Source organism: Rhodoglobus sp. G.S.4 (assembly GCF_056619605.1).
Genome location: NZ_CM152748.1, coordinates 1,057,710 through 1,070,281 on the forward strand (window position 1 = coordinate 1,057,710; position 12,572 = coordinate 1,070,281).

8 protein-coding genes are annotated in these 12,572 nt (G+C 59.2%); 7 read left to right on the forward strand and 1 reads right to left on the reverse strand.

The features are described from left to right. The first annotated feature begins 12 nt into the window (after positions 1-12). The 3 genes from AC061P_RS05115 (at position 13) to AC061P_RS05125 (ending at position 7,295) form a co-directional block, all read left to right on the forward strand. Entirely contained in the window at positions 13-2,739 is a 2,727-nt protein-coding gene (locus tag AC061P_RS05115; protein WP_480392002.1) for an FHA domain-containing protein, read from the forward strand. A 147-nt stretch (positions 2,740-2,886) separates the two neighbouring features. Then, a complete protein-coding gene (locus tag AC061P_RS05120) occupies positions 2,887-5,901 on the forward strand; it encodes an FtsK/SpoIIIE domain-containing protein (RefSeq protein ID WP_480392003.1) in 3,015 nt (1,004 codons plus the stop codon). 188 nt (positions 5,902-6,089) lie between these two features. Next, entirely contained in the window at positions 6,090-7,295 is a 1,206-nt protein-coding gene (locus tag AC061P_RS05125; RefSeq protein ID WP_449648879.1) for an ABC transporter substrate-binding protein, read from the forward strand. A 38-nt stretch (positions 7,296-7,333) separates the two neighbouring features. Here AC061P_RS05125 and AC061P_RS05130 read toward each other — a convergent pair whose 3' ends face one another. Continuing rightward, positions 7,334-8,320 carry an asparaginase gene (locus tag AC061P_RS05130; RefSeq protein WP_449648880.1) on the reverse strand — a complete coding sequence of 329 codons (987 nt, stop codon included), beginning with the start codon at positions 8,318-8,320 and terminating at the stop codon, positions 7,334-7,336. A gap of 136 nt (positions 8,321-8,456) precedes the next feature. Between AC061P_RS05130 and AC061P_RS05135 the strand changes: the two genes are divergently transcribed. The 4 genes from AC061P_RS05135 to AC061P_RS05150 all read left to right on the forward strand — a co-directional run bounded on the left by AC061P_RS05135 (position 8,457) and on the right by AC061P_RS05150 (position 12,572). Continuing rightward, on the forward strand, positions 8,457-8,939 hold the full coding sequence (locus AC061P_RS05135) for an OsmC family protein (protein WP_449648881.1): 483 nt from the start codon (positions 8,457-8,459) through the stop codon (positions 8,937-8,939). A 105-nt stretch (positions 8,940-9,044) separates the two neighbouring features. Next, positions 9,045-10,028, forward strand: a complete 984-nt coding sequence (locus tag AC061P_RS05140) for an FKBP-type peptidyl-prolyl cis-trans isomerase (protein ID WP_449648882.1) — start codon at positions 9,045-9,047, stop codon at positions 10,026-10,028. A 41-nt stretch (positions 10,029-10,069) separates the two neighbouring features. Beyond that, a complete protein-coding gene (dxr, locus tag AC061P_RS05145) occupies positions 10,070-11,155 on the forward strand; it encodes a 1-deoxy-D-xylulose-5-phosphate reductoisomerase (protein ID WP_449648883.1) in 1,086 nt (361 codons plus the stop codon). Between the two features lie 88 nt (positions 11,156-11,243). Next, positions 11,244-12,572, forward strand: coding sequence for a M50 family metallopeptidase (locus AC061P_RS05150; protein ID WP_480392004.1), 1,329 nt, complete (start codon positions 11,244-11,246; stop codon positions 12,570-12,572).

Genomic DNA, 12,572 nt, shown 5'->3' on the forward strand with positions numbered 1-12,572 from the left:
CAATCCGCACGAGTGAAGCGCGCGGAAAAGAAGGCAAAGGCAGCGGCTTTGCTGAGCGCACGTCGCCGTCACTCGGTCGAAAGCGGCGAGAGCGCTGAGAGCGCTGAGAGCGCTGAGGTCGCACCGGCAGCCGCGTCTCGTCCGGTTTCACGCCCCACGATTCCGACATCGACTGCCGCCACCGCTGACCTTCACGAAGTCAGCGCCGAAACATCTGCGTCAGCCGACAAAACTCATCAGTTCGATGAGACCGCGCCCACAGCATCCGACACCATAGTTTTGCAGCTAGGCGAGCCGCTGGTGCTCCCCAGCGCTGATGAACTCTCAGCCCACGATGTTGGCGACTTTCCCAACACTCCGACTGACGACAGCGAATCAGTTCAGCACGACGGCGCTCCCGAGGACGAGCCAGAAGACGGCCCAGAGCACGAGGTTTTGCCGTTCGACGAAGATGGTCCCTACGACGAAGTCGTCGACCCCTCAGTTCTCACTTTCGCCGCCACCATTTCCCCATCACCAGTGGTGAGCGATGTCCCGCCCGCAGCCGACGAGGGTTGGCGCGACCTTCCGGCGCCAAACCCCCAAGAAGCGGCATGGCCGCAGTCACCCGACGCCACGGCGGACGAGGCAGCGGTGGACGCAGCAGCCGCGGACGAGGCAGTGGTGGTCAACGACGCAGCGACTGAGAATTCGGTGCAGTCCGAAACTGACGCCGATTCTGACCACGCGCCGAAATCTGATGACGAAATCCCGATAGCTGAGATCGGCGACGCTGACGCTGCTGTAGTTAATGATGCGGGTGTTGATGCGGGTGCCGCTAAGGCTGGCGAGGCCGCTGACGGCGGCGATGTTGCTGACGATGACGGTGCGCTTGTCGATGACGATGCGCGTGGCGGAGACGATCCAACTCGTGACGTCAATGGATCGCTCGAAGAGGATCACTCTGGCGTCCGTGACAGCGATCGCGACGGGGTAGTGCTGCTTGCGGGCGACGCACCGGTGCCCGCGCCTCAATCAGAGTCTCAGCCCGAAACCGAAACCGAATCCGACGCTAAATCCGAGCCTGAGCCAGCGCAAGAGCCAGCGCAAGAGCCAGAGCCGCAGCCGCAGACAGAGCACGAAGAGCAAGCCGAGCCTGAGCTTCCGGCCGAGCCTGAAGCACTCGTTGAGCCAGAGCCCTTGGTCGAGCCGTCGCCCCTGCCGCGATCGGCGTTTGCGCCAGATCTCAAGAATGTGGGTCGGCCCGAGGTGGCCGTTCCTGCCGCCGAGCGTTCCCCTGCAAAGCAGGTGCGCCCCCTCGGTGAAGAAACGCTCTTTACGACAGCAGATCGATTGAGGGCGTCCGCTTTTGCGCCTGTAGCATCGGAGCGCGTAGCCGATCAGCCAGCTCCCTCAACGACAGCGGTCGAGCCAGAGGCTGAGGTGACTTCGTTCAGCGCAACTGCTCCCCGGGCATCCGACAGTGTCAATGGTCCGCAGAACGAGTCAGTCGCTTCTGTTGATTCCGAAAAAGCACCGACGGCGCCACTGGTCGTGTCGGCATCGAGCGATGCAGTCTGCGCTCAATGTGGTGAAGCTCTTTCGGAATCCGATATCTTCTGCGGCTCCTGTGGCTTCGTCAAACACGGAATCGGGCCAACAGCTCGCACCGCGGTCGCGCCACCACTAGACCCCTTCCCCTGGGGAAAACCAACCGCCCGCACCGGGGCAGTCGCTTCAGCGCGCAACACACTCGCTGCTAGTCACATCGACGAGGTAGCGGCACAAGACGAGACTGAACAGAATCAGAACGTTGAGCAGGCTGAACTAGCTGAGCAGGCACAACTATCCGGGCACACTGAGGTCGCCGAGCAGGCCGAGATCGCCGACCAGGCCATGAACGCGGGGAATCCCGAATCGGGAGACGCCCCAGAACTGCCTACAATTTCCCAGAACGATGATGACAACGCAGACTCGCAAAACGACCACTCTGCTTCGAGCGACGAGGCACGCGACGATTCAGGCGACCCACAATTTTCGGATGCGGATTCGAGTTCCCGTGCGACGGAAATCGGACAGTTGAGTTCTGAGGCAGCGTCGACATCCGCTCCACGTGAATCAATCGACTCCTTGGATGAGGCAGCTTCGGTTGGTGCCGTTGACGGAAACCATAACGGCTCAGCTGCCGAATTCGAGCGACTCAGCGCAGTGCCAGATTTTGCGTCAAGCGATGATCAGCGAGTTGCCGAGGAGGTGAGCGCAAGCACGGATGGTAGCGGCGCATCTGAGACGGCTGGGCTCTCAGTTCTTGCACCGCCGCCGATGTCTCATCACCGAGTGGAGCTTCCCATCGCTCCGCCAACCCCGATTGCATCGCTTGCTTCCGACGACGAAGACATCGAAGACACTCGGATCGTCGAGAGAAGTCTTTCTGGCACACGTTTTGTGCTTCAGTTCAGCACGGGCGACAGCGTGATTGTGACGGGAACCGGTCTGGTTGGTCGCAATCCGATTGCAGAGCCATCAGAAAAGTTCGACATTCTCGTGCCGATTACCGACCCCAGTAAGTCCGTGTCCAAGACGCATCTTGAGTTCGGTCAAATCACTGGTGCCTTCTGGATTAGCGACCGTTACTCCGGCAACGGAACGGTCGTGCGAGAACCCGGGGGAGAACCCAAGCGGTGTGAACCCGGCAAGCGTTATCGAGTCATGCGCGGCACACGAGTTGAGATCGGCGAACAGTTCTTCATCGTTAGTTAGCGACAGAACTCACCGGCGTTCGCTTTACTCACCGTCGGTGCGGTCGAACCGGGGAGAAGCGTCCCTCACAAATCCTACAGGATGCACTCTTTCCACTACTTGGGGTGAGTGATATGAGCGGATGCTGAAGGCTGATGAACTCAGTGAGTGACCGATTCTCGCGCTACTGGCCCCCGTATTACTTTGCCTACTGCTCCACAGCCCGCAGCGCCCTTTAGATTCCCGATCGTCGCTGCAACAGTTCCGATCGTGGCTTCGTTGGCGATTTGGCTCATAACAGGATCCACCTTCGCATTGGTCTTCGCTGCGCTTGGCCCACTAGCGGCGACGGGAAGCTTCATTGATTCGCGGGTTTCCGCACGCAAAAAGCTGCGCGCCGAAACCGCACGATTTTCCCGGGAAGTAGCGGCGACCCAACTGTCCATTGAGGCTTACCATCGGCAGGAGCGAGGCGATCTTGTTGAGCGCACGCCACCGGCGATCGTCATGGTGAACGACGTGCAGATAGATTCCTTGCGCTGGGCGCGAGAGCCTCGCGACGTTCTGCCGGTGCACCTCGGCTACGGCACAGTTCGTAGCGACCTCGTCATTGATCGTTCCGGATCGCACGATGCGGTGGATCCGGTTACCGACGAGCACTACCAGCACCTAGTCGATCAGGCTGCGAGTGTGCACGGTGCTCCCATCGCTGTGAATGCTCGGCTCGGCATTGCGATTTTCGGTACCGAGCCAATTGCACTCTCCCTAGCCAGGGGGCTGGCCATTCAGTTAGCGCGCACGCTTTCGCCAACGACAAGCTGGGTGAGGTTGCGCGGCGTCTTTAGTTCAGAGCAATGGAGTGCACATCTTCCGCACCGAGTCTTGCGTTCAGAGAGCGGTGTCGATGATGCTGACCATGCGCACACCCGGGCAAGTGTTCACTGGGGAGTACTCGGAGATGGTGTACCCAGCGTCTCGATCAGCGTTGTCGAGAATGAGGAGCACGCCCCGAGCGGGCATCGAATTATTATTCGCGCCGACGGGAGCACGGTCGCTGTTGTCCGCCATCCGGACAAACATCAGCGGCGAAACTTTGCACCATCGTTTCTCGGTCGGGAGCAAGCATTGGCGTGGGCGCTCGCGGCACACGACATTGCCTCCCGCGACGGGTTAGCAAGCAGCGATGGTGCAGTGCCTAATTCGGTCGAACTGAGAGGCCTATTGGGCCAGCTGGATCCTGGCTGCGAGCTGCGACCGCGTCGTACCAAGTCGCTAGCGAGTCGGCCAGCGGTGGGGGCGAACGGTCGCATCGTTGTCGATCTTGTTGCTCACGGGCCGCACGCAATTGTTGGGGGGACCACGGGAAGCGGCAAGAGCGAACTGCTCATCTCTTGGGTTCTCGCAATGGCTGCAGAATCCTCGCCGGACGATGTCACTTTCCTGCTCGTCGATTTCAAAGGTGGTTCAGCATTCGCTCACCTTTCAGAGCTTCCCCACACGGTGGGAATCATTACTGACCTCAACGCTGCCGAGGCCAGTCGAGCGTTTGTCAGCCTTCGAGCAGAGTTGCAGTACCGAGAGCGTGCACTCGCCATCGCCGGGGTGAGAGATGTCGCTGAACTGGACACACTTCCGCGCCTAGTGATTGTCGTTGATGAGTTTGCGGCGATGATGGCCGACTATCCTCAACTGCACGCCCTGTTTAGCGACATTGCTGCCCGTGGCCGGTCTCTCGGGGTGCACCTGATTTTGTGCACACAGCGCCCGTCAGGAGTGGTGCGAGATTCGCTCCTAGCCAATGCCGATCTTCGGATTTCGCTGCGGGTGAACAACGGAGCAGATAGCTCCGCCGTGATCGGTAGCGATCGCGCGGCCGAGCTGCCAACGGGAGCGAAGGGTCGCGCGTGGCTTGCTCACGGGTCCTCATCCGCCGAGCTAGCGCAGTTCGCGCTCGCGACGCCAGACGACATTCAGACAGTTGCCAAACGATGGCCAGCCACCGTAACCCCGAGACGACCATGGTGCGAACCCCTTCCCGGCGATGTTTCGCTCGCTCATGTCGCTGAACGCAGTAGCTCCGCTGGGGGGAGGGCTTGGCGACAGGGGAGAGAAGAGGCCACCATCTGCTTTGGGCTCAGCGATATCCCCGAGGAGCAGCGCCAGGGCATTGCGGAATGGTCGCCGATGGCAGACGGGAATGTTCTCATTCTCGGTGGCCCAGGCAGCGGCAAGAGTGTCGCGATCGCCACAGTCGCCGCTGCGGCCGCTTCTCGCGGTGTTGCTCGCCCTGTGACGGCAGACTCTGCAGAAGCGGTCACAGGCCCACACATGGGCGAAGAGCCTTGCTTCCGCATTGAAGCCGGAGGGCTCGACGCGGCAGGATTCTGGGACACGCTTGCCGAAATTCATGCGCTACTCGATAATTCGACATCGCGCGAGCAGTCCGCGGGGGGAACGATCGTGCTCATTGATGATCTAGACGCGATAGTTTCACGGTTCGACGACGACCACCGAGCCGCAATTCTCGAGAGACTTATTCGCCTCCTCCGCGAGGGACCCGCTCACAAAATTTGGGTGGTCGCGAGCGCTCAACGTGTCACCGCAGCGCTGCAGGCCATCGCCCAACTCATGCCAAACATCCTGAGGCTCCGCTTCAGCAGTCGGCAGGAATTCGTACTTTCCGGCGGCGCCTCAGACGATTTTAACCCGGCACTACCTCCCGGAGGTGGTTTATGGAAAGACATGCGAGTGCACATCGCCAGAAGCGAAGATGTGCCACCTGTGCCGCGAGCGGCAGCCGTCAGAACCCTCAATCGTCATGAGCACCTCGCTGTCGCCAGCAGCCGTCCCACAGCAACCAGAGCAGCACTCGCCGCAGCAGGATGGCAAACGCGCGTACTCGAAGGAGCGCCTGGTTCCGAACGCGAATTGTTCATCCCCAACGGGAACGACCCCGTTGCCATTATCGGATCAATCGATGAATGGCAGTCGCGCTGGGGCGCGCTAACGCTCCTCAGAGCGCACGCCACAATCCTGCTCGATGGCTGCAACCTCAGCGACTACCGCACGCTCGCGCGCACTCGGGAACTGCCACCCCCTCTTGCTCCCGGCTCGGGCCACTACTGGAACGTCACCGAAGCTGGAGCAGAGAGAGTGCGACTGCCAAGAACTACCACGGTGTAATCTCGCGACGAGAAGTGGTGAGGACGTGATCTTCAGCGGTACCCGAATTGGGCACAATAATGGCGCGAATCTGAGCACAAAACATGGAATTATTGCCACGCGCCCATAAAGCCCCTCCTAACTGGGGCTACAACTACGCAAACTGCGCTCACTACCATCGGGGTAATTGGTGTGGCGAAGGAGAAAACGTGACGAGACCACTTCCGCAGGATCCAGCGATCCAACAGCTGATGCTGCAGGCGAAGCAATCTCAACTCAGCCGCAGGCGGCTATTGCAGGGAGCAGGGCTTGGCGCATCCGCGTTAGCTCTTGCCGCATGCGCCGCGCCAGACGGCTCGAGTGCTATTGATATTTCAGAGAGTGATAGCTCTCTCGTGTGGGCAAGCTGGCCCTCATACATTGATGAAGACCTCAGCGGACACTCCGCGACCCTCAAAGAATTCAAGAATCAGACCGGTGTCAGTGTTGAATACCGTTCTGTTGTCAAAGACAACGTTGGCTTCTACTTGACGATGAAAGACCAACTCGCGTTGGGAAAGCCAACAGGGGCTGACGTAATCGTTGTCAGCGACTGGATGGCTGCTCGACTGATCAGGTTCGGCTACGCACAGAAGATTGATTCGGCGAACATCCCCAACAAGGCGAACCTCAACAAGAAGCTTGCTCATCCCGACTTCGATCCCGACCGTGACTACTCACTGCCGTGGCAAAGCGGATTCATCGGCATTGCCTGGAACACCGAGGAATATCCCAAGGGCCTAGTTTCGGTTGAGCAACTGTGGGCAGATGAACTCAAAGGAAAAGTCGTTGTTCTCGCAGAAATGCGCCACACGATGGGGATGCTCTTGCTCGCCCAAGGTGTCGATATCTCGAAAGATATCTGGGGAATCGACGAATTCAAGAAGGCGAGTGATGTTCTCGAAAAGCACCTCGCGTCCAAACACATTCTTGGGGTCATGGGCAGTGACTACATCGACAAATTCAAGTCAGGCGAAGCAGTAGCCGGATTTGCTCGTGCCGGCGATATCGCTGTGCTCAATGCCCAAGCTGGGTACGAAAAGTACAAGTTCTTGCTTCCAGGATCGCGGGGCACGTTCTTCACGGACTCGCTCGTTATTCCTGCGGGTGCTCAGCACAAAGCCAACGTTGAAAAGCTGATGGACTTTTACTACGATCCCGCAAACGCGACCAAGGTCGTGCAGTGGATCAAGTGTGTGAGCCCTGTTGACGGCACCCTTGAGTACGCAATCGAGAACTACCCGGAGTTGGCCACAAACCAGTTCACGTTCCCCAACGCCACTGCAATGTCGCGCGCCAGTTCTTTCCGCACGCTCAGTACCACCGATGACCAAGCGTTCAATGCCGAGTTCCGTCGCATCACCGGTAAGGGCTGACCTGCCGTCATCCTCGCACCATCATTAGCACGTAGTTCTTACGTGAGCTGAAAACGCAGTTCACCGACGGGCACGCCTCGACCCAGTACTTTTTCGGTAGTCGAGGCGAGAACCGCAGCGGCAGCATCCGCGTCGATGGCACCAACTTCAGCGAGCAAGGACAAACCGACAGGGAGCAGCGGCCGAATAGACCCGTCAAGGATTTTCAGCGTGACAGTGGTGCCATCGGGCGCCGCCGCGATAAGAACACCCTCGGCGCCGCGCTTGGCAATAATGCCGAGGGTGTCCATCGCTTCGGCAACCTGCGGCATGTCTAGCCCCCAGGCGTTGGCCCGAATCGCGCTGACGAGGGCGTGAGCGTGGGGATCGTTCTCCGCGGTTGCCGTGGTCACGCGTTGGATTGCCCGTGCCAAGGAAACAAGACTCATCGCGAAGACGGGGGCGCCGCAACCGTCGGTACCCTCATGTGCCAGCTCAGCTTCAGTGAACTCGACTATCGTTTCGCGGATTCGAGATTGCAGCGGATGATCGTGCTCAAGGTAGCTCTCAAGTGGCCAACCGTTGACGACACAGGCCGCAAGAAAGCTCGCGTGCTTTCCTGAACAATTCATGGCCAGCCGACTAGGAGCATCCGTTGCGCGTCGAGCAGCCGAGTCTGCTGGCCAGTCGGGCGGGCAACGCAAATCATCATCGCTGAGGCCGTAGGCGGCCAGGGTCGAGGCGACAACGTCTTGGTGGCGTTGGCTACCGATGTGACTTGCGCTGGCCAACACGAGTTGTTCGTCGCTGAGTGTGACTCCTGAGCGCAGGACAGTGATCGCTTGCATCGGTTTCAGAGTCGAGCGCGGATAGATGAGTGCTTCGGGGTTGCCGAGACGACGCAATTCGCTACCGTCAGGGGCGAGCACTACTGCCGCTCCGAGATGGCGAGATTCGATCATCCCCGACCGCTCGAGCACAGCAAGCTGCACGGTGTCTTCGACGGTGAGGGCGTTGGCTTGGCCTGAGGTAGCTTCATTCACCATCCCACGCTAGCCGTTTCGAAGCACTTCAAGCACTTCGCCGTGAGGTCTGAGCGAGATACGGTGGAGTCGCGCGTGGTGGTGGGACTTCGTACTGCGATCATGGGCTTTGGGCTAGATGCTGGCGAAGGAGTTTCTGATGAATATCGATCACAACTTTGAAGTGCGACTCGAATGGTCGGGCAATCTTGGTGAGGGAACGCGCGAATATCGTGGGTACTCTCGCCATAACGAAGTCACTGCCGTTGGCAAGCACAGCATCGAGGGCTCGAGCGCTCGTGTTTTTCACGGTGATGCCACACGGTGGAACCCGGAGGAGTTGCTCATTGCCGCGCTCAGCCAGTGCCACATGCTCAGCTATCTGCACGTAGCGGTCAGCCGCGGCATCGTTGTCACCGCCTACCACGACGAAGTTTCGGGCACGATGAAGCAGACGGACAACGGAGGCGGGCATTTCACCTCGGTGACGCTTCGGCCGGTGGTGACGATCTCTGCCGGAAGCGTTGAGGATGCGATGGATGCGCACACCGAAGCCAGTCAGAAGTGTTTCATCGCGTCATCCGTCAACTTCCCTGTGCTTCACCAGCCGCGGATCATCGTCGGGGATGAGAAAGCGGTCTGAGCCAACATCGCTTGGCGATCGTGCACTGGGCGGCGATTCCACACGCTACGCACAGCAATAGTGCGCGAGGATTGGTTCTTCTTGTTGTTGCTGTGAAAGGTTCCTGTGCGTAAAGCGATTCCGTTCTTCCTGACCCTCGGTGTTGTGGCCTCGCTTGCCGCATGCGCCCCCGGCGACTCGACAACGGCTGAACAATCAGGTGATTGCTCGCCCACAGCATCGGGATCTGCTTCGGAAGCCGTCAATACCGCTGGCGACTTCGGCGCGAAGCCAGAAGTCACAATTGACTTCCCCACAGACGTTTCTGAAACTCAGCGCACCGTTGCTATCGCCGGAGACGGTGACGAGGTTGCTGTTGAGGGCGCAACCGCTAACGTTCAGTTCTCTCTGTACAGCGGTGCTACTGGTGAAGAGCTGTCGTCGACGACTTATGACGAAGCCGGTCTCGCTCCATTCCCGGTTGATGCCGAGCAGTTCCTCGTCGGTATCGTCAAGACCATTCAGTGCTCTACCGCCGGTTCGCGCGTCGTGGGTGTAATTCCTCCTGACGAGTCATTTGCCGACGATGCCGCTCGCGAGCAGCTTGGTGTTGGCGCCGACGACGACATTGTCTTTGTGGTCGACATCGTTTCCGTTGACGCTCCAGCGCCGGCAGCTCTTCCCCGAGCTGATGGCGAAGATCAGCCCGCTGAGGATGGCTTCCCTACCGTTGAGCTCGACGACGATGGTCGCCCGACCATCACGATTCCTTCGACTGATCCTCCCACTGAGCTCGCCGTGGCCGTGCTTAAGCAAGGTGACGGCGACACTGTTGGCGAAAATTCCGATGTCACCGTTCACTACGTAGGAATGAACTGGACAACTGGCGAAATCTTTGATGAAAGTTGGGCGCGCGGCACCCCATCGACTTTCAATACCGGACAGGTTGTTCCCGGTTTCAAAGCTGCTCTTGAGGGACAAAAAGTCGGATCTCAGATCATCGCAGTCCTCCCGCCAAGCGAAGGCTACGGCGAAGCTGGCAACGAAGGCGCTGCGATCAGTGGAACTGACACCATCGTGTTCGTTGTCGATATTCTCGGCATTGGCTAGCATCCGCTCGTCAGTTTCGTCTGGCTCGCTAAGGTAGCGGAATGCGCAAGATAATTCTGCTCGGATCGACCGGATCAATTGGCACTCAGGCGCTTGACGTCATCGATGCCAATCGCGACCAATTCGAAGTAGTGGGGCTGGCCGCCGGGTCGAACCGCGCGCTCGCTGAGGAACAAGCTGCGCGTTTTGGCGTCGAGCACATTGCGTTCGGTGCTGAAGCGGCTGCTCAGTTGGCTCGGGATGTCGAGGCTGACGTTATCGTCAACGGAATCACGGGTTCTGTGGGCTTGGGTCCCACGCTCGCTGCGCTTGATTCTGGCGCAGTGTTGGCTTTGGCCAACAAGGAGAGTTTGATTGTCGGTGGCGATTTAGTGATGTCGCGAGCGAAGCCGGGCCAGATTGTTCCGGTGGACTCCGAGCATTCGGCCATCGCGCAAGCACTTCGTTCGGGGGAGCACTCGGAGGTGCAGCGTCTAGTTTTGACGGCATCCGGTGGTCCGTTCCGCGGTCGATCGCGAGAGTCGTTGCATGAGGTAACGCCGCGCGAGGCGTTGGCGCATCCGACGTGGGACATGGGCCTCGTAATCACCACGAACTCCTCGACACTGGTCAACAAGGGTCTCGAAGTGATTGAGGCACACTTGCTGTTTGACGTGCCATATGACCGCATTGCTGTCACCGTCCATCCTCAGTCCATTGTTCATTCGATGGTCGAGTTTGTGGATGGCTCGACGATTGCCCAGGCAAGCCCGCCCAATATGCGCTTGCCCATTTCGCTCGCATTGGATTGGCCGCACCGTGTTCCGGGTGTCGGCGTACCGCTGGACTGGACTACAGCAAGCACGTGGAGTTTTGAGCCGCTCGATAGCGAAGTTTTTCCTGCAGTCGAGATGGCGAAGGCTGTCGGTACGGCAGGCCTCACATTCCCGGCAGTTTTCAATGCGGCAAACGAGCAAGCGGTGCTGGCGTTCCACGCTGGTGCTATCGGTTACCTCGACATCTTGGATGTCGTCGAGCGGGTCGTTGAGAGCCACCAGCCGACCGAGTTGAGTCTTGACGCCCTGCACGAGGCCGAGGTCTGGGCTCGTCGTGAAGCAGATTCGGTTGTGTCAAAGACTCGCCACTGAGTCTCAAAAACCCCCAGTGCGGGGTAGTTCTGAGGTCTGCACAGCGCTGGCACAGGTGGACGTCGGCGCTCGTGGCTATTCTTAGCGGGTGGAAAACGTGCTCTTGTATATTCTCGGCATCCTTGTTGTCGTCGTCGGACTCGCCGTGTCTATCGGCCTGCACGAAATCGGCCACTTACTGCCGGCGAAGCTCTTTGGGGTGCGCGTAAGCCAGTACATGATTGGGTTTGGCCCGACTATTTTCTCCCGCAAACGGGGAGAGACGGAGTACGGCGTCAAGGCAATTCCTCTTGGCGGTTACATCGCCATGGCGGGAATGTATCCTCCGGGCAAAGCAAACAGTGGGGGGCGCACCGCCACGACAGGTATGTTTCAGGCTCTGATTCAGGATGCTCGTACTGCCAGCGCTGACACTCTCGTGGACGTTGATGAGTCGCGGGCCTTCTATCGCCTGCCCATTATCAAACGGATCATCATCATGCTGGGTGGCCCGGTGATGAACCTGCTTATTGCCATCGTCATGTTCGCGATTCTTTTCATGGGATTTGGTGTTGCCCAGACGAGCACCACAATCGGGAGTGTCTCGGAGTGTGTGCTCCCTGCGACTTCTGAACGTCAGTCGTGCGAAAGCGCTGATCCTGCGGCCCCTGGTTTTGCGGCTGGGATGCTCCCCGGCGACCGTTTGGTGTCGATGGACGGTGAGCCGGTCGAGACGTGGGCTGAAGCCACTGAGTACATCCGTGCGGCTGCTGGCGACGAGCTAACGGTCGTTGTCGAGCGCGATGGCGCCGAGGTCACTCTGGTGGCCGAGCCGCTGCTGACCGAACGCTATGTTTACGATGATCGAGGGGCAATTGTCGAAGATGCCGACGGCAACCCTCAGACCGAAGAGTACGGTTTCTTGGGGATTGGTTCGGCGGTTGAAACGGTGCGCCAGCCTGTTACCGCAGTGCTTCCCGCGGTCGGTGACAACGTTGTCGCTGTCGCCAACGTCATCCTGCACCTTCCGCAGCGCATGGTTGATATCGCGAATGCGGCTTTTGGGCCAGATGAGCGCGACCCCAACGGACCAATCAGTGTTGTTGGAGTCGGCCGGATCGCTGGCGAGATTGCCAGCCTCGATTCCTCTCCGGTTGCAGACCGAGTGGCCTCGCTCATTGGACTGATTGGTTCACTAAACGTCGCACTCTTCGTCTTCAACCTCGTGCCACTCATGCCGCTTGATGGTGGACACGTCGCCGGTGCGCTCTATGAAGGTGTTCGACGCTTCTTCGCGAAGCTCTTTGGCAAGCCCGATCCTGGACCGGTCGATACCGCCAAGATCATCCCGTTGACGCTAGTGGTTGTTGTCTTGCTCGGAGCAATGAGCGCGCTGCTCATCTATGCAGACATTGTGAAGCCCATTTCGATCTTTTAG

What these genes read in the sequence shown, in the direction of transcription:
- dxr (WP_449648883.1), top strand. Translation starts at nt 10,070, where the DNA reads ATGCGCAAGATAATTCTGCTCGGATCGACCGGATCAATTGGCACTCAG.
- AC061P_RS05130 (WP_449648880.1), bottom strand. Translation starts at nt 8,320, where the DNA reads ATGGTGAATGAAGCTACCTCAGGCCAAGCCAACGCCCTCACCGTCGAA.
- AC061P_RS05135 (WP_449648881.1), top strand. Translation starts at nt 8,457, where the DNA reads ATGAATATCGATCACAACTTTGAAGTGCGACTCGAATGGTCGGGCAAT.